Below are 17,830 nucleotides of genomic sequence, written 5' to 3'. Positions count from 1 at the left end.
GAGGAGGAGACGATGACCAGCAACATGGCAGCCCCAGTCGTGGTGGGTACGGACGGTTCCGAGGTGGCCTTGCAGGCGGTCCGAGCCGCCGCGCGCGAGGCCGCGGAGCGGGGCTGCCCGCTGCGGATCGTGCACGCGTTCATCTGGCCGCTGATGCGGGTGCCGCTCGGCCCGGCCCCCGGCGCGCCCGCCGACGCCGGCCTGCGCAACCAGGCGTGGCAGCACGTCAACGAGGCGGTGGCCGAGGCCCACAAGGTGGCGCCGGAGGTGACCGTGGACGGTGCGGTGGTCCCCGGCGCGGCGAGCGCGGTCCTGCTCGCGGAGTCCAGCGCCGCCGAGTTGGTGGTGCTCGGCAGCCGGGGCCTCGGCGGTTTCGCCGGACTGCTGCTCGGCTCGACCGCCGTGCAGGTGAGCGCGCACGCCGACTGCCCGGTGCTGGTGATCCGGGGCGAGGTGCCGGCGAGCGGTCCGGTGGTGGTCGGTGTCGACGGCTCGGAACTCTCCGAACAGGCGGTGGCGTTCGCGTTCGCGGAGGCGTCCCGGCGGGACACCGAGCTGATCGCGGTGCACGCCTGGCTGTATCCGACGCCGGTCGGCCCCGGCGACATCCTGCCGCTGGTCTACGACCTGGACGCCTTCCGGGAGCAGGAGGAGCGCGTCCTCGCCGAATCGGTGGCCGGCTGGTCCGAGCGCTATCCGGAGGTGACCGTGCGGCAGCGGCTGGTCCGCGGCTCCCCCGGCGGGGCGCTTGTGGAACAGTCCCGCACCGCGCAACTGGTGGTGGTCGGCGCACGCGGGCGGGGCGCGCTGGGCGGGCTGCTGCTCGGCTCGGTCAGCCACGCGGTGCTGCACCACGCCGAGTCGCCGGTGGCGATCGTGCGGAAGCCGCGTACGGTCAAGGGATCATGACCAACCGGTCGACAACGACCTGACCGACCTCTGGAGAAGGCTGATGAACCGAGCTGTCGTGGTGGGCGTGGACGGGTCGCCGCCGAGCCTGGTCGCCGCCGAGCACGCCGCGCAGGCGGCGGTGTGGCGGTCCCGTCCGCTGCACCTGGTGCACGGCTACCTGCATCCGCTCGGCTACGGGGTGCCGATCAACCCGTACGACGTGGGGTTGCCGGCACCCTCGGAGGACGGCCGCAAGATGCTCGAACAGGCCGCCGCCGAGCTGGTCGACAGGTGGCCGGGGTTGAGCGTCGAGGTGCGGCAGGTGGCCGGCGGCCCGGGCGCCACCCTGGTCGAGGAGTCCCGGCGGGCGGAGCTGGTCGTGGTGGGCAGCCGGGGCCTCGGCGGCTTCGCCGGACTCCTGCTCGGCTCGGTCGGCACCCAGGTCGCCGCGCACGGCCACTGCCCGGTGCTTGTGGTCCGGCCGCCGGACCGGCCGATCCCGACCGAGGGGCCGGTGCTGGTCGGGGTGGACGGCTCGGAGTCGGCCGAACTCGCCGTCGGGTACGGCGCGGACGAGGCCAGCCGGCGCGGTGCCGAGCTGGTGCTGGTGCACATCGCCGACGAGCGGGACGCCGGTGCGGACGCGCCGGCCACCGACCTGCTGGCCACGGCGGCAGCCGCCGCGCGGGGCAGTCACCCGGAGCTGACCGTGACCGAACGCCTGATCACCGCCCCCAAACCTGACCAGGCGCTGATCGAGGCGTCCGGGTCGGCCGCGCTTGTGGTGGCCGGGTCCCGAGGGCGGGGCGGGTTCACCGGGCTGCTGCTCGGGTCGGTAAGTCAGGCCCTTGTGCACCACGCCCGCTGCCCGGTGCTCGTCGCTCACCCGTACGGGCACGCGGCCTGAGAAATCGCCCGCCGCCCCGATGTGGGGCGGCGGGCGGGATGTGGGCGGCGAGCGTCCGGGGTCACCGGCGGGGTAGCGGGCATCCCCCGGTCCCGCAGCAACGAATCAGCCGTCGCCGCCGCGCAGCAGCTGCTCGAAGTCGGTGGTGAGGGTGAACGGATCGACCGGCCCGCTCGCTGCGGGCCGCCGGTGGATCTCCTCGGCCAGTTCCCGACCGGCCCGACCGATCCGGGCCCGCAACGCGCCCTCCGCCGTAGGGCCGGACCAGTCCTCGGGCGCGGCGAAGACCGCCGTCGGGGTGACCACCGCCCGCAGGTAGCTGAACATCGGACGGACCGCGTGTTCCAGGGCGAGGGAGTGCCGGGCGGTGCCGCCGGTGGCCCCGATCAGCACCGGCCGGCCGGCCAACGCCTCGGCGTCGACCAGGTCGAAGAACGACTTGAACAGCCCGTTGTACGAGGCGTTGAAGATCGGGGTTACGGCGATCAGCCCGTCGGCGCCGGTGACCTGTTCCAGCGCCTGCCGCAGCGGCTCCGCCGGAAAGCCGGTGAGCAGATGGTTGACGATGTCGTGGGCGTACTCACGCAGGTCGACCGGGCGCAGCTCGACCGGGTCGCCGCGCCCGACCAGCTCGTCGCGGGTGGCCGCGGCGAGCTGGTCGGCGAGCAGCCGGGTCGACGAGGGCTGGCTGAGGCCCGCCGACACCACGGCGAGGGTGCGTGCGGTCACTTGTCGGCCTCCGCGCCGGTAGCGGCGAGGGTCTCGTCGCCGGCTGCCGCGCGCTCGGCGGCGGCCCGCAGCGAGGCGTGGGTCGGCGCCAGCGGTACGTGCGCCGGCCGCAGCGAGTCGAACTCCTTGCGCAGCACCGGCACGACCTCCTCGCCGAGAAGGTCCAGCTGCTCCAGCACCGTCTTCAGCGGCAGCCCGGCGTGGTCGATGAGGAACAGCTGCCGCTGGTAGTCGCCGACGTAGTCGCGGAAGCCGAGGGTCCGGTCGATGACCTGCTGCGGGCTGCCCACCGTCAGCGGGGTCTGCGCGGTGAACTCCTCAAGCGACGGGCCGTGCCCGTAGACCGGCGCGTTGTCGAAGTACGGCCGGAACTCGCGTACCGCGTCCTGGGAGTTCCTGCGCATGAACACCTGGCCGCCGAGGCCGACGATGGCCTGGTCGGCGGAGCCGTGGCCGTAGTGCTCGAAGCGCTGCCGGTAGAGCCCCACCATCCGCCGGGTGTGCTCCGCCGGCCAGAAGATGTGGTTGGCGAAGAAGCCGTCGCCGTAGTAGGCGGCCTGCTCGGCGATCTCCGGGCTGCGGATCGAGCCGTGCCAGACGAACGGCGGTACGCCGTCGAGCGGGCGCGGCGTCGAGGTGAACGACTGCAACGGGGTACGGAACCGGCCGGACCAGTCGACCACGTCCTCCCGCCAGAGCCGGCGCAACAGGTCGTAGTTCTCGATCGCGAGCGGGATGCCGTTGCGGATGTCCTGGCCGAACCAGGGATAGACCGGGCCGGTGTTGCCGCGCCCCATCATCAGGTCCACCCGGCCGTCGGCGAGGTGCTGCAACATCGCGTAGTCCTCGGCGATCTTCACCGGGTCGTTTGTGGTGATCAGCGTGGTCGCGGTGGAGAGCAGCAGCCGCTCGGTACGGGCGGCGATCCAGCCCAGCATCGTGGTGGGCGACGACGGCACGAACGGCGGATTGTGGTGCTCGCCGGTGGCGAAGACGTCGAGACCGACCTCCTCGGCCTTGAGCGCGATGGTCACCATCGCCTTGATCCGCTCCGCCTCGGTCGGCTCACGACCGTTTGTCGGGTCGACCGTGACGTCGCCGACGGTGAAGACTCCGAACTGCATGACAGCTCCTCGTGTCGTCCGACCGGGGCGGGGTGCCACCCGGCGTCCCCGACAACATATTTGACGAGTCAACTATTCCGCGAGCCCGTCTCGCCCCAGTGTCCCCCGTCACGCCTGACGCAGACATTGCCGGACGGGTCAGCTGCGTCGTCGTGGCACGTGCCGGCGGTACGGGCTGACGGTCGGGTCGCCGGTGATCCAGAAACGCCAGGGCACGTCGTGCGCGGCGGCCACCCCGACGCGCGGGCCGGCGGAGACGGCCGACGGTGCCACCGGGCGCGACGGCGGCGTCAGCAGCAACGGTCCGGTCCCGTCGAGCATCGAGGTGCCGTTCGCCGTCGCGTCGATGCCCAGCGCCACCACCAGCCGGGCCGGCCCCCGGGCCAGCTCCCGGTCGGCCACCTCGCCGCGCCGCTTACGGGCCAGATCCACCCCATCGACCACCTCACCGGCGCGCAGCAGGACCGCCGCCGCCTCCCCGTCCCGGCCGCAGACGACGTTCAGACACCAGTGCATCCCGAACACGAAGTACGTGTAGGCGTACCCCGCCGGCCCGAACATCACCCGGGTGCGGGGCGTCGGACCACGGTGGGCGTGCGAGGCCGGGTCCGCACCGGTCCCGGCGTACGCCTCGACCTCGGTGAGCCGGATCCGCACGCCACCGGCCGAGAGTTCCCAGCCGAGCAGGCCACGTGCGGTCTCGGCGACGTCGGCGGCGGGCGCGTGCAGCCAGGGGTGGTCCATCCGTCCAGGTAACCGCGTGCCACCTCGACCCGCAACGCCGACCGGCCCGACGCGGCGATGTGATCCGGGTCGCCTAACCGGCCCGACGCGGCGATGTGATCCGGGGCGCCTAACCGGCCCGCACCACCACCGGAGCGCTGGTACGTGTGCGCAGGACCGTCCGTAGGTGCGCCTGGTCCGTCAGCACCTGGCGGTGCACCTGCCGGAGTGCGGGGCCCGGCTCCACCCCCAACTCCTCCACCAGCCGATCGCGGGTACGCCGGTAGACGGCAAGCGCGTCCGCCCGCTGACCGGACCGGTCCAGCGCGACCATCAACTGGCCGACCAGGCGCTCCCGCAGCGGATGGTGCGCGGCCAGGCTGAGCAGCTCACCGATGAGCCGGGCGTGGTGACCGAGGCGTAGTTCGGCGTCGATCCGGTCCTCGATCGCGGCTAGTCTGAGCTCCCGCAGCCGGGGTCCTTCGGTGTCGCGGATCATGGCGGGACCGAGATCGGCCAGGGCCGGGCCGCGCCACAGGGCGAGCGCCGCGCGCAGGGCGGTCGCCGCCGCGGCCGGATCGGTGGCCAACCGGGCCCGGGCGTAGGCGGTGCCCTGCTCGAAGCGGTGCAGGTCGAGCGCGGCAGGTGGGATCCGCAGCAGGTAGCCGGTGGAATTGGTCTGCAACACGGGTTCGGGCAGTATCTGCCTGATCCGTGAGATGTAGGTCCGGATCGTCCGGCGGGCACTGGCGGGCCGCTCATGCCCCCAGATTCGGTCGGCCAGCGACTCCACGCTGACGGTTCGATTGGCGGACAGCAGCAGGACGGCGAGCACGGCACGTTGCCTGGCCGCGCCCAGGGTGAGCAACCGGGTGCCGTACCCGATCTCCAGCGGCCCGAGAAGTCGGAAATCCACTTTGGTGAGGCAAGCAGCCGGCCTGTTCGTCCGGCAAGCTCCCGGCGGCAGCCGGACGATTCCAGACATCGGCGTACGGCGTTGCCGGACGATGCCGGACATCCCGGTACTGAGATCATGGTCCACAGGAGAAAGTGAGTGCGCCGGTACTGACGGTGGCGACTGGGACGGCGTCGGCAGGTGACTGGAGGCAGCGGGTGGGTTCGGCGGGGGGAATGGATACCGGATCGCGCCAGCCGGGCGACGGACCGCCGGACCCGGCGGTTGCCGGCGACGCGGCGCAGTTGGTGACGCAACTCAACCGGCTGCGCGCCTGGGCGGGGCAGCCTTCGCTGCGCGTGCTGCGGGAGTTGGCCGGGACCCGGTTGGGGCCGGGCGGTCGGCAGTTGGAGGCCCTGCCGAGCAGCACCACCCACGAGGTGCTCGCCGGGAAGCGACTGCCCCGGCTGCCTCGACTGGAGTTCGTCGAGTCGTTCGTGCGGGCCTGCCTGCGGGCCCGCCGTCGCCGGGAACACGAGATCGAGACCGAGGTCGAGCGTTGGCGGCAGGCGTGGCGCACGCTTGCCGATCCCCCGACGCCCAGTGCGGAGCGCGCCGACGACGGTGCTGCCCCCGCCCCGACCGCCGACGTGCACGAGTCGGCACCGGACCCCGACCGCTCGGCCGGACCCGCCGTGCCGGGCCGCTCGGCCGAACCGGCGGCGCGGGGCCGCTCGGCCGAACCGGCCGAGCCGGGCCGATCGACGGGAACGGCGGCGCCGGCGTCGACCGGCCGCTGGCGGCTGCTCGTCACCACGGCGCTTGTCTTCTTCCTGATCGGCGGGGCCGTCGGGATGGCCGGCACCAGGATGCTGTACGACGGCCAGCCGTCGCCGTCCGGGGACCGGACCGACCGTCTCGGCTTCGGTACGCCGCCAAGCGCTACCGCCACCACGTCCCCGACGCAGTGCGCGGCGGCCCCACCTCGTCCCGCCGGCACCGAGCTTGTCCAGGACCGCAGCTTCGGCACCGGCACCGCCGGCCCCTGGGACCTGAGCGCGGCGACCGTCGACGTCTCCGCCGAGAACGACCGGCTCTGGGCCCGGGTGCTTGGCGGCACGGCCAATCCGTGGGACGCGATCCTGATGTACCGGGGTGTCCACCTGGTCGAGGGACGAAGCTACACGCTCTCGTTCGACCTGCTCACCAGCGCACCGACCCAACTCCGGGTCACCGTGCAGGAGAATCTGCCACCCGACTATCCGGCGCTGCTGATGCGTGACCTCGACACCGATCTGGTGCGCTGCCACCAGCGGTTCTCGTTCGTCGCCGACCGGAGCACCGAGCACGCAGAGATCACCTTCCAGCTGGGCGGTCACCCCGACACCTACCAGGTCATGCTGGCCGACCTCTCGCTCGTCGAGGACGCTGCGGCCCCGAGCCCGAGCCGGTAGTCACTCTCTGTCATGGCAACGCTATCGAGATGATATTGACGCGGACCAGGCTGAGGTCGGCAATCGCCGATTCCTTCCCGCTTGGAGTCCTCAGTGGTCCGTTCGTCCTCGTCCACATCGCCACCCGCCGGCCCCCGGCTCAGACGGTACGCCCGCCTGCTGACCGGCACCGTGCTCGCCACGGTGCTGGGCAGCACCCTGGCGGCACCCGCCCAACCGGCAGCTGCCGCGCCGCTGGCGGAGCTGATCAGCAACGGCAGCTTCGGCAGCGGCTCGGCGTCCTGGTGGAACAGCCAGCACACCAGTCTTCAGGTCGTCGCCGGGCAACTCTGCGTCAACGTGGCCGGCGGAACGACAAACGTGTACGACGCCCTGGTCGGCCAGAGCGGCATCACCCTGACCCAGGGGAAGGCGTACGCGCTCTCCTTCGACGTCTCGGCGAACGCATCGGTGAACATCCGGGCCCGGGTGCAGCTCGAAGCCGCCCCCCAGACGGCCGCCGTGGACCAGGGCGTCCAGGCCAACGCCGGCCTGCGTCGGATCTCGATCCCGTTCACCTCGTCGATCGGTACCGCCAGCGGGCAGGTGGTCTTTCAGCTCGGCGGTCGGCCGCAGGCGGTGACCGTCTGCCTGGACAACGTCTCCCTGATCGAGACGGAGTTGGTCGACAACGGCACCTTCAGCAGCAGCACCGCATCGTGGTGGCGGAGCAACACCGCGACCCAGCTGAGCGTGGACGGCCAACGGCTCCGGGTCGGGGTGGGCGGCGGCACCGCCCAGCCGTGGGAGGACCTCGTCGGCCAGAGCGGCCTGACGCTGCGGGCCGGTCGCTCCTACCGGATCGCGTTCGACGCCTCGGCCAGTACCGCACGGGCCGTCCAGGCGGTCGTGCAGCGGGAGGCCGCCCCGCACACCGCGCCGTTCAGTCGCAGCATCAACCTCACCACCAGCCCGCAGCACTTCTCCTTCACCTTCACCTCGCCGCTTGCCGCCAGCGACGGGCAGGTGATGTTCCACTTCGGCGGCGGTCCCGCCTTCACCGCCTGGCTCGACAACGTCTCGCTTGTCGAGCTGACCGAGGCCCCGTTCGATCCGGTGCGCTACTGGAACGGCGTCCTGCTCGACGCCTATCGCGCCGCGACCGGCACCGCGGCCGGTCCGACCGTGCTCGGCCGAGCCGGCGCGATGATGCACGGCGCGATCTACGACGCGGCCACCTCGGTGGTGCCGACCAGCCAGCCGTACCTGGTCCGGGTGCCGGTCACGGCGGACAGCGTCGCCCCGTCGCTGGAAGCGGCGATCAACAAGGCGGCGTACAGCGCGCTGGTGGCGGCGTTCCCGGGCCGTAGCTTCACCGCGAACCTGACCCACGCCACCGCCCAGCTACCGACCGGCACCAGCCAGCTGCAACTCGACCGGGGTGCCTCGATCGGCGCGCAGGCGGCCGACGCCATGATCTCCGCCCGGAGCAACGACGGTTCCGCAAACAACGCGCCGTACCAGTCGGAAAACGTTCCCGGCGCGTGGCGGCCGACGGACTCCCGGCCGGCGCTGGCCCCGAACTGGGGTCTGGTCACGCCGTTCACGATGACCTCGGGCAGTCAGTTCCGCCCGCCGCCGCCGCTGGCCGCCACCTCGTACGCGGATCTGCTCAGCAAGCCGGAGTACGGCAACCAGCTCAACGAGGTGCGGCAGCTGGGCGCGGCGAACTCGACCACCCGGACCGCCACGCAGACCCAGATCGCCCATTTCTGGGCCAACGACCTGGACGGCACGTACAAGCCGCCGGGGCAGTTGCTGGACCACACCACGATCCTGTCGGTGCAGCGTGGCCTGACCATCATGGAGAACGTCCGGCTCTACGCACTGGTGGGGCTCGCCCTCGCCGACGCCGGCATCGTGGCCCGGGACGGAAAGTTCCTGACCAGCATCGACCTGTGGCGACCGGAGACCGCGATCCAGCGCGCCCACGAGGACGGACGTTCGGAAACCGTCGCCGACCCCAACTGGCGACCGCTGTCCAAGGACCACGCCGGGGTCAGCTTCTCGCCGCCGTTCCCGGCGTACGCCTCCGGGCACGCCACCTTCGCCGGAGCGTGGGCGGGCATCATGCGACGCTACTTCGGCACCGACAACCTGGCCTTCACCCTCACCACCGATGACCCGTACGCCTCGGGGGTCACCCGGAGCTTCACCAGCTTCAGCCAGGCCGCCACGGAGAACGCGGTGAGCCGGATCTACCTCGGGGTGCACTTCCGATTCGACGCCGATGCCGGTGTCGCCTCGGGCGAGGCCCTGGCGGCGTACGTCTTCGCCAACCGGCTTCGCCCGTAGCCGGACCGGTTCTCCTGCTGGTGCTGGTGCCGGGTACGGCCACGGGGCGTATCCGGCACCAGCCGGTCGGAAGACCTGACTCTTGCTCGACGGGCGGGTCACAGCCGCAGGGCGGCGACGGCATCGCCGAGCGTGGCCGCTTGCGCGAGCGGCCGGAGGCCGCCCTCCTGCGCCAGCCAGAGGCGGCAGCCGATCCGGTCGAACGACGCCGCCACCGGCGCTCCGGCGTGGTGCTGGCCGACCCGGCGGATCAACCCGATCGGGTCCGGCACCGGCGGGGACGAGACGGCCTGCGGGGCGGGCACCGGGCGGTCCGGTTCCCGGGGCACGGTGGCGAGCAGGTGATTGTCCAGGAACTCGACACACCGTGCGACGGCCAGTTCGACGCTGGCGTGCAGCGGCAGCTCCGCCCCGATCTCGGCGTCCCGCGCCGCGAGCCGGATGCCCCACCGCTCCCCCTGGATCTTCAGCGGGTCGCCCGCGTCGAGCCGGTGATCGCAGTAGGTCAGTACGGCGGTCAGGTCGAGGGCGTGGGCGAGCCGCAGCAGGTCGGTCAGGGGTGGCGCGTCCGGCGCGGCGGCGAGCACCAACAACCGTGCCCCGGGCAGCCGGGCGGCGAGTTGCTCGACGTGCTGACGCACCGGGTCGACGCCGGGCTCATAAACCGTCACGATCCCGTCGAGCAGGTCCTGCTCGACCGGCCAGTCCGTATCGAGGCGGGTCAGGTCGGCCGGGCGTACCCCGAAAGCGGCGGCGTGGCGGGCCAGCCGCCGGTGCGGTCCGAGCTGATGCACCGGCGCGCCGTTGGGCTGCTGGGCGACCACCGGGGCGGGCTCGTCCGCGACGGGCCGCCAGGTTTCGTGGCTCACCCGACGCCTGTCGGTCACGGTCACCGCCACCGCGGCCGGGATCCGGCCGCTGTCCCGGCAGGTCCGGCAGCAGCCCACCGAGGGGGCCAGGCCGGCACCGGAGCAGTCCGGGCACTGTGGATCCGGTCCGGGACGGCCGAGCCGGCAGTCGCAGCGGCGCAGCCGGCTGCCGGGCCGGCAGTCCGGGCAGGGCCGGTGCGGAATCGGCTCCCCCCACCAGCCCGGGTCGGGTGGTTCGGTGGCTCGCCGCAGCGACTCCGCAACGTACCGGACGATCTGTCCGGTCTCCCGCTCGTGCAGCGTCTCGACGCTGCCGGTCGGGTGCAACGCGGTGTGCCACCAGCGGCCGTCCCGCCAGATCGCCTGCGCGCCGGGCGCGTCCCCGGCCAGCTCCGCGAGCACCGCCCGGCCGAGCCGATCAAGATCCATGACCTTTGGTACGTCGACAGTCGGCATTGCCCGCACGGTGTGGAGGGGCGCGTGCCGCCCCCGCTCGTCCAACCCACACATCGCGGACCGCAAGCTCGTGTCGGCGACCGCCGAGGGCAGGTCGCGGGCCTGCGCGTGCACCTGCGGGTCCAGCGGCACCGGGCTGCCGGGCAACTCGTACCGGATGTCCCAGACCACCTCGTGGTAGTTGCGGCGGCGTGCCTCCACCACCAGGTCAAGCTGGAGCAGGTCGGCCAGCGCGCAGAGCCGGGACAGCTCGGCCGCCGGATCGGGCGGCGGCGGTGTCGCGCTGCTCCGCCCGACGAAGACCCACCACGGGTCGTAGTCGTGCCGGGCGAGCGCCTCGGCTTCCAGCAACAAGCGCTGCGACTCGGGCAGCTCCGGCCGCCACTGCGGCGGCAGCCAGTACAGCGTGTCGTCCAACGAGCGCCACCCCCACCGTGGCCGCAATCCGCGTACCCCGACGGCCGCGCAGAGCCCGCCGACCAGCTCTTCCGCCCGGCCGACCCGCTCCCGGCCCGGTGGCGGGTCGAGCCGGCCGGGCATCAGTCGGCGCGACACCGCCGCCCCGGTGTCCAGGTTGACCACCGTCACCACCAGCTGTGCCCGTCGCCGCCCACCGCTCCCGCACCGGTGACACGCCTCGGCCACGCTGCCGTCGCCGGCACAGAGCCGACAATCCGCGTACGCCTCGTCGCGGTACTCGCCGCCCGCCACGATCAGCCGGTCGCCACCCCGGGTGCACTCGCACCGCCGCACCCGAAAGCCCAGCCCACCGCAGTCGGCGCAGGCCACGGTGTTCATGACCGCCCGCCCAACCGCCGGGCACAATCACCGTCGTGGTCGGCCCGCAACAGGCACCGCCCGCCACCGGGCAACAGAAGATCGCAGAAAACCCGATGCCGTACGCCCTGCTCGTCCTCGGCCGACACGGTGATCTCCCCCGGGTCGAGCTGCGGCAACGCCCGCGCCCAGCGAGCCAACACCCGAGCCAGCCGCTGCGCCGCCACCAGATCGGCCGCCTCCACCGGCAGGTGCACCACGTAGCGTTCGCTCACCGCCAGGCCCCCTGATTCGCCGGCCGCTGCTCCACCGGTTGGCGGCAATACGTCGGGCGCTGGTTCGCGCCGCCCGGCCGCGCCTGCCCCCACTCGGACTGCCACCGCCGCAACGCGTCCCGGACCCGCGCCGCCTCCCGCTGCGACTCGGCCACCTGCCGGTACGCCGCCTCCAGGTCGTCGGCCACCCGACCAAGAAACTCGGTCACCTCCGCCGGGTCGTAGCCGCGCCGACCCAACCGGAACCGCCGATCCCGCACCTGCCACGGCCGATAACTCGCCGCCCGGTAACAGGTGCCGAGTCCGTAGCTCTCGCCGCGTTGCTCGGTGCACTCCGCAGCGTGTCTGTGCCCTGCTGCGTGCCCGGTGTGCTCGGCGGTCTGCCTGGTGTGCTCTGCGGTCTGCCTGGTGTGCCGGGCGTCGTACCGCCCGGCTCGCCGCCGGAAAGGGATGCGCATGACAGACCTCGCTCTCGTCAGCGTGGGCGATGTGAAACGGCGGGTCCATCGGCCCGCCGCGCACCGACGGACCCACCACGCACCTGCCACCGCAGCCCTTCATCGCAGTACGGCACCAGGGCAGACACGGCCCCTGACCAGCACTTCCACAGTGGCCGTGTGGAGAGTGAAGCACCGAACGAGCGCTATTGCAATGTTGCAATAGCGATCCACAGATTTTGACCTTGCTATCCGGATTTACCAGGCGTGACGTGTCTATTGATTCTGAGACACTCGACAGTTTCAATTGAACGGACGGACGTCGAACCATCCCAGCAGCGGAGGACGGGTAGTGTCACAATCAGTAACGGGATCGACGATGCTGCGGCGGCAGATCGGGCGCAAGTTCGAGTCCCTACGTAAGGCAGCGGGCCTCACCATGGAACAGGCTGCGGAGCGGCTGGATCGAGCACGCGCCACGCTGCATCGGATCGAGAACGGTGCCGAACACGTTCGCTTCCGCCAGGCAGACGTACAGCAGATGCTCGACCTGTACGGTGCCTCCGACGACGACCGGGAGCTACTGCTCGCCCTGACCGCGACGACCCGGGAGAACAAAAACTGGTGGCACGACTACATCGGCGCTGGCCTGCCACGCTGGTTCCAGCTCTACATCGGTCTTGAAGCAGCGGCATCCCGCATCCGCCAGTACGAGGCCGAACTGGTACCCGGCCTACTCCAGACCCGCGCCTACGCCGAACAGGTCTTCAAGATGCCGGGCGGCGCGGTTGATGCTGCCGATGATCAAGAGCAGCAACGCGCTATCCAACTCCGCGTCGAGCGGCAAACCCTCCTCACGCGCTTCTCTCCTCCGCAACTCAGCGTAATTATCAACGAGGCTGTGTTGCGCCGCCCGGTGGGCAACGCGACGCTCATGGTCGAGCAGCTTCACCAGATCGCGAAGGCTGCGGAGCTACCGAACGTGACCGTCCAAGTTCTAAGTTTTTCCGCCGGGCTACACGCGGGCGCGATGTCGGGAGCCTTCTCACTCCTGGAATTCCCGCAGGACGCTCACGGCCAAGAGGTCGAGCCGCCCGTGGCATATCTCGAAGCCGCGACAGGAGCCATCTACCTCGACAAGCCTCACGAGACAGCCGCATACAACTCGATCTGGGCCGACATGGCGAGTCGGGCCCTGAGCGAAGCAAAATCCAAGAGTCTTATTCACCAAGTTGCAGAGGAGCACTCCCGTGTCTGACTTGACCGGTGCCGTCTGGCGGAAGTCCGGCCGCAGCAACAACGGCGGCAACTGCGTCGAGGTGGCGGACAACCTGCCCGGTGTCGTCGGGCTGCGAGACAGCAAGGACCCCGCTGGTCCGCTCCTGACGTTCAGCCCGGCGTCCTGGGCCACCTTCGTGATGGGTATTAAGCAGAGGATCTTCGACAGCTAACAGCGGTCGGCAATAAGCGAAGGGGTGCATCAGGTCGCCAGTCGGCCAGCGGCCCCGCGCCTCAACCAGTCGAGAGCGCTTAATTTCACCCAGAAACTTCAGTTTCAGAATGCACTCAAGACGGAACAGCCCATCGCGCCGCACTCACGACTGAGATCTTCTCGCGGCCAGCGCCTTCCGTTGACCGATGGGCGACCGATTGCTGACGGAACGTACATAACCCGGTACGGTCAGACATGTTTCGATGCCCACACGGGAGGAGTGTCGCGGTGGCGTCGATCGAGGAGATCAAGGCCGGCATCAACCGCTTCGGCCAACAGACTCAGCAGAGCGTCGTCCAGCTTCGCGCGGTGCACGACTCGTTGGAGCAGAGCCTCGCGCTGTTGCAGGCGGTCACCGCTGGCACCAACCATCCAGCCGTCGGCCAGGCGATCAGCCAGATCGAACAGGTCAAGGCCAAGCTGGACGAAGCATCACAGCTCGCGCTGGGCGCGGTCGACACGACCAGGCGATACGCCGCCGGCTTCTGACACCCGAGAGGTTCCCATGCCACGCGTCATCGTCCCGGTCGGTCTGTCCATGGGTCCGCGCTACCGCTATGTCCGCCCGCCGGACCCGATCCCCGAATGCTACGAAGTTCACCTCGGCGACGACCTGGTTGAGCTGACCGAAACCGAGGCGGCGGTCTGGGCAGCGGCCTTCGTGGACGCCGAGCGCCACGCGAAACTCGGAGTCAACCGTGAGTCCCTGATCCGGCTGCTGGAAACCGCCCCGAACCCGGAGCCCCAAGCCGCCCGGCTGGTCGACAGCCTGATCGCCCGTGGCCTCCTGGTCGAGTTCGACACCGATGGCGACCTCGAACTCATCTTCCGCCGCCACAAACTCCTTCCCCTCGGCGAGGGCCTTGGCTCCACTCCCGAGGAGCCCCATCTCCACCGCATCGGCCACGCCGGCCAACCCAAGGTCGCGGTACCGGTCCAGGTTTACTCGCAGTGGGCCTTCGCGTTCCTGCATTCGAATATCTGGGAGGCATGTGTCTTCTACGCCGATGAGTCCGAGGAGCAGGAGGAGGGCGAAGAACTGCTCGGTCTGACTCCCGGCGAGGTCGCCCGGGACACTGCCTTGAACCTGCCCATAATGATCACCACCGGCTGCGCGTTCTTGGACCCTGTCGTGGCGACATGAGGTACGGACGCAAGCGGCGTAGGGAGCAGAAGAAGGAACGGCCGTTCGCGCGGCGGTTCAAGTATGAAAGCGCCAAGGAAGCGCTCGGGAAGCTGGTCGAGTTGGGCGGCGCGGGCGTCGGCGCGTTGGTCGGCCTCGGCAGCGCCAAGTACGGGTTGCCCCTATCGCCTGCCATCACCTCCGTCGGCGGAGCGATCATCGGCGGCATGGTCGGGTCACAAGGGAAGGCGTTCGTCGTCGCGGGCATCGACCACTTCCGCGAACGGAGCGACCAGAAAAGATCTGCCGCGTTGGCGGGCGCGTCTCCCAGGGCGAGACGGTCCAGCGGCAGCACCGGCCGCATCCCGGCGCGGGGCAGTTCGGCCAGCATTGCCGGGCAGGTGATTGGCGGGCTGGACAACGTGATGGCTCAACTCAACCGAGCGTCACGCCAGCTCACCGAGCTATATCGGACGATGTGGGCGAGCCAGAACGAACTCAACGCGGTGCTGGCCGGAGGACGACCGGATGTGGTGCGCGCCCTGGACGACAGCCTCACCACGGCACGAAACCTCGTTCTCGATTCGCCCTGCCTGCTCGGCAAGTGCACCGACGCCATCAGCGGCTACCGCGCCCGCATTTGACCCGATCCGCACTTGATGATCATCCGAGTTGGGTTTGCTGATGGCGGGTGTGGTCCCGAGCCGTCGGCCTAGGAATTAGGGCAGCCTTACCTTAGAGTTCCTGCGTGACTGTCGCTCCCTCCCTGGTTCCGGCCCGGCGGGCGGTGCCGTTCGTGCGCGACCTCGCCAGCCACGGCGACCGGACCGCCGTCGTCACCACGGCCGGCGAGATCAGCTACGTCGATCTCGCCCGCCGGGTCGTCGAGGGAGCCGAACGGCTCGGCAGCGTACGCCGGCTGGTGCTGGTGGTCGGCGCGAACAGCGTCGAGGCGCTGGTGGCGTACCTGGCTGCGCTGCACGGTGGGCATCCGGTGCTGTTGGTGCCCGACGGGCCCGCGCTGCCGGAGCTGGTGCGGGCGTACGACCCGGACGTGGTGCTCGGGCCGGACGCCGGCTGGACGGTCCAGGAACGCCGGGTTGGCAGCGCGCACCAGCTGCATCCCGAACTGGCGCTGCTGTTGAGCACCTCGGGCTCCACCGGCTCGCCGAAGCTGGTCCGGCTCTCCCACGACAATCTCACCGCCAACGCCGAGTCGATCGCACGGTACCTGGGCATCCGGGACAGCGACCGGGCGGTCACCTCGCTGCCGCTGCACTACTGCTACGGACTGTCGGTGGTGCACAGCCATTTGACCCGGGGCGCGGCGCTGGTGCTGACCGACCTATCCGTCGCCGACGAATGCTTCTGGGAGCTGTTCCGGGCCGCCCGGGGCACCAGCCTGGCCGGTGTGCCGTACACCTTCGACCTGCTGGACCGGGTCGGCTTCGCCGAGCTGGAGCTGCCCCATCTGCGGTATGTCACCCAGGCCGGCGGGCGACTCGCTCCCGAGCGGGTGCGCCGCTACGCCGAGTTGGGCCGGCGCGGCGGCTGGGACCTCTTCGTGATGTACGGGCAGACGGAGGCGACCGCGCGGATGGCGTACCTGCCGCCGGACCTCGCGGCCGAGCACCCGGCGGCGATCGGCGTGCCGGTGCCCGGCGGCGCGTTCCGGCTCGCGCCGGTGCCCGACCACCCGGACCCGCAGGTGGGTGAGCTGGTGTACGCGGGCCGCAACGTCATGCTCGGCTACGCCGAGCGCCCGGCCGACCTGGCGCTCGGGCGCACCGTCACCGAGCTGCACACCGGTGACCTGGCCCGGCGCACCCCGACGGGACTGTACGAGATCGTCGGTCGGCGCAGTCGGTTCGCCAAGATCCTCGGGCTGCGGGTGGACCCGGACCAGGTCGAGGCGCTGCTGTCCCGGCACGGGGTGGCCGCCACCTGCGTCGGCGCCGACGACGAACTGGTCGTGGCGGTGCCGGGTGACGCGGACGGCCGCCGCGTACGCCGGCTGGTCGTCGATGCGGTGGGGTTGCCGCCGCGCGCCGTACGGGTGCTGGTCCTGGCCGAGCTGCCGCGCCTCGGCAACGGTAAGCCCGACCTGGCCCGGCTGCGCGCACTTGCCGCCGCCGAGCCGGCCCGGTCCGCCGCCGACGGGGTGACCAGGTCGGCGCACGCCGCCAGCGGTCCGGCTGGTACCGCCTCGACCGACGAGCTGTGCCGGCTGTACGCGCAGGTGCTCGACCGCGACGACGTACGCCCCGAGTTGAGCTTCGTCGACCTGGGCGGCGACTCGCTGTCGTACGTGGAGATGTCGGTGCGGCTGGAGCAGGAACTGGGCCACCTGCCGCCGAACTGGCACACCCGGCCGATCGCGGCGCTGCGCGCCCCACAGCGACCCGACACCCCACAGCGACCCGGCACCCGACGGCGATCGCTGGAGACCAGCGTGGCGCTGCGCGCGGCGGCCATCGTGCTGATCGTCGGCTCGCACATCTCGCTGTTCACCGTCACCGGCGGCGCACATCTGCTGCTCGCGGTGGCCGGATTCAACTTCGCCCGGTTCCAGCTCACCAGCGCCGGGCGACGCGACCGGCTGCGGCAGATCGGCGCGGGTCTGGCCCGGATCGTGCTGCCGACGATGGCCTGGATCGGCGCGGTGATGCTGGTGAGCGACCAGTACCGGGCCAGCACCCTGCTGCTGGTGCACAGCATCGTCGGGCCGGACGAGGCGGGCAGCGGGTGGCACTTCTGGTTCGTCGAGGCGGTGGTGTACCTGCTGGTGGGGCTGGCGGCGCTGCTCGCCCTGCGCCGGGTCGACCGGCTGGAGCGCCGGTATCCGTTCGCGCTGCCGTTGGGGTTGACCGCGCTCGGCCTGCTCGGCCGGTACGACGTGTTCGGCCTGGACGCCCGCTACGACCTGCCGGCCGCGCTGGTCGCCGGCTGGCTGTTCACCCTCGGTTGGGCCGCCGCCCGGGCCGATGGTGTCGGGCAGCGGCTGCTGGTCAGCGCGGCGGCGGCGCTGATCGTGCCCGGCTTCTTCGGCCAGCCGGCCCGGGAGGCGCTGATCGTGGCCGGCTTCGCCCTGTTGGTCTGGCTGCCCACGGTGCCCAGCCTCCGGGGGGTCAACCGGATCGCCGGGCTGTTGGCCGCCAGCTCGCTCTACATCTACCTCACCCACTGGCAGGTCTACCCGCACCTGCGCGACCTGCCGCTGCTGGCGCTGGTCGCCTCGCTGGCCGTCGGCATCGGGTACGCCACCGTCGTCGGGCGGGTCGGGCGGTGGGCCAGCAACCGCATCTCAACATATCGTTGACAACGTTTCGTTGAAGTGCTGGACT

16 protein-coding genes and 1 pseudogene are annotated in these 17,830 nt (G+C 71.2%); 10 read left to right on the top strand and 7 right to left on the bottom strand.

The genetic code is table 11. The annotated features are described in order from the left end of the window. The first annotated feature begins 12 nt into the window (after positions 1-12). Together QQG74_RS12350 and QQG74_RS12345 are read left to right on the top strand one after the other, a co-directional pair. Positions 13-909, top strand: coding sequence for a universal stress protein (locus QQG74_RS12350; RefSeq protein WP_341720425.1), 897 nt, complete (start codon positions 13-15; stop codon positions 907-909). Between the two features lie 43 nt (positions 910-952). Then, a complete protein-coding gene (locus tag QQG74_RS12345) occupies positions 953-1,798 on the top strand; it encodes a universal stress protein (RefSeq protein ID WP_341720424.1) in 846 nt (281 codons plus the stop codon). A 105-nt stretch (positions 1,799-1,903) separates the two neighbouring features. Here QQG74_RS12345 and QQG74_RS12340 read toward each other — a convergent pair whose 3' ends face one another. The 4 genes from QQG74_RS12340 to QQG74_RS12325 form a co-directional block, all read right to left on the bottom strand. Next, positions 1,904-2,527, bottom strand: coding sequence for an FMN reductase (locus QQG74_RS12340; protein WP_341720423.1), 624 nt, complete (start codon positions 2,525-2,527; stop codon positions 1,904-1,906). Continuing rightward, positions 2,524-3,651, bottom strand: a complete 1,128-nt coding sequence (locus QQG74_RS12335) for an LLM class flavin-dependent oxidoreductase (protein WP_341720422.1) — start codon at positions 3,649-3,651, stop codon at positions 2,524-2,526. Before QQG74_RS12335 ends, QQG74_RS12340 begins: the two co-directional genes overlap by 4 nt. A gap of 138 nt (positions 3,652-3,789) precedes the next feature. Further along, entirely contained in the window at positions 3,790-4,395 is a 606-nt protein-coding gene (locus tag QQG74_RS12330; protein WP_341720421.1) for a DNA-3-methyladenine glycosylase, read from the bottom strand. Positions 4,396-4,504: 109 nt separating this feature from the next. Continuing rightward, positions 4,505-5,290, bottom strand: coding sequence for an AfsR/SARP family transcriptional regulator (locus tag QQG74_RS12325; protein ID WP_341720420.1), 786 nt, complete (start codon positions 5,288-5,290; stop codon positions 4,505-4,507). Positions 5,291-5,505: 215 nt separating this feature from the next. Here QQG74_RS12325 and QQG74_RS12320 point away from each other — a divergent pair, with 215 nt between their 5' ends. Continuing rightward, positions 5,506-6,723 carry a carbohydrate binding domain-containing protein gene (locus tag QQG74_RS12320; protein ID WP_341720419.1) on the top strand — a complete coding sequence of 406 codons (1,218 nt, stop codon included), beginning with the start codon at positions 5,506-5,508 and terminating at the stop codon, positions 6,721-6,723. 93 nt (positions 6,724-6,816) lie between these two features. Continuing rightward, positions 6,817-9,057, top strand: a complete 2,241-nt coding sequence (locus QQG74_RS12315) for a carbohydrate binding domain-containing protein (protein ID WP_341720418.1) — start codon at positions 6,817-6,819, stop codon at positions 9,055-9,057. Positions 9,058-9,155: 98 nt separating this feature from the next. On the opposite strand, the gene QQG74_RS12310 is transcribed toward QQG74_RS12315, so the two are convergent. The 3 genes and pseudogenes from QQG74_RS12310 to QQG74_RS12300 all read right to left on the bottom strand — a co-directional run. Continuing rightward, positions 9,156-11,180, bottom strand: a complete 2,025-nt coding sequence (locus QQG74_RS12310) for a hypothetical protein (RefSeq protein ID WP_341720417.1) — start codon at positions 11,178-11,180, stop codon at positions 9,156-9,158. Then, on the bottom strand, positions 11,177-11,434 hold the full coding sequence (locus tag QQG74_RS12305) for a hypothetical protein (RefSeq protein WP_341720416.1): 258 nt from the start codon (positions 11,432-11,434) through the stop codon (positions 11,177-11,179). The genes QQG74_RS12310 and QQG74_RS12305 overlap by 4 nt, the downstream gene beginning before the upstream one ends. Continuing rightward, positions 11,431-11,730: pseudogene (locus QQG74_RS12300) on the bottom strand (DivIVA domain-containing protein); the annotation flags it as partial. The pseudogene QQG74_RS12300 and the gene QQG74_RS12305, both read right to left, overlap by 4 nt. A 520-nt stretch (positions 11,731-12,250) precedes the next feature. Between QQG74_RS12300 and QQG74_RS12295 the strand changes: the two are divergent. From QQG74_RS12295 to QQG74_RS12270, 6 genes are all read left to right on the top strand, one after another. After that, a complete protein-coding gene (locus tag QQG74_RS12295; RefSeq protein WP_341720415.1) occupies positions 12,251-13,129 on the top strand; it encodes a helix-turn-helix transcriptional regulator in 879 nt (292 codons plus the stop codon). Next, the gene (locus QQG74_RS12290) at positions 13,122-13,322 is read left to right on the top strand and encodes a DUF397 domain-containing protein (RefSeq protein WP_341720414.1); all 201 of its coding nucleotides are present in this window, start codon (positions 13,122-13,124) and stop codon (positions 13,320-13,322) included. Before QQG74_RS12295 ends, QQG74_RS12290 begins: the two co-directional genes overlap by 8 nt. A gap of 269 nt (positions 13,323-13,591) precedes the next feature. Continuing rightward, complete coding sequence (locus QQG74_RS12285) at positions 13,592-13,852, top strand: hypothetical protein (RefSeq protein ID WP_341720413.1); 261 nt, start codon at positions 13,592-13,594, stop codon at positions 13,850-13,852. 16 nt (positions 13,853-13,868) lie between these two features. After that, positions 13,869-14,507, top strand: coding sequence for a hypothetical protein (locus tag QQG74_RS12280; protein ID WP_341720412.1), 639 nt, complete (start codon positions 13,869-13,871; stop codon positions 14,505-14,507). Further along, entirely contained in the window at positions 14,504-15,130 is a 627-nt protein-coding gene (locus QQG74_RS12275) for a hypothetical protein (protein WP_341720411.1), read from the top strand. The genes QQG74_RS12280 and QQG74_RS12275 overlap by 4 nt, the downstream gene beginning before the upstream one ends. 104 nt (positions 15,131-15,234) lie before the next feature. Then, entirely contained in the window at positions 15,235-17,805 is a 2,571-nt protein-coding gene (locus tag QQG74_RS12270) for an AMP-binding protein (protein ID WP_341720410.1), read from the top strand. Positions 17,806-17,830 lie beyond the last annotated feature (25 nt).

The organism is Micromonospora sp. FIMYZ51, assembly GCF_038246755.1.
GTDB lineage: Bacteria > Actinomycetota > Actinomycetes > Mycobacteriales > Micromonosporaceae > Micromonospora.
Note: the sequence above shows the minus strand (reverse complement) of the source record. Positions and strands in the feature narration are given on the sequence as shown.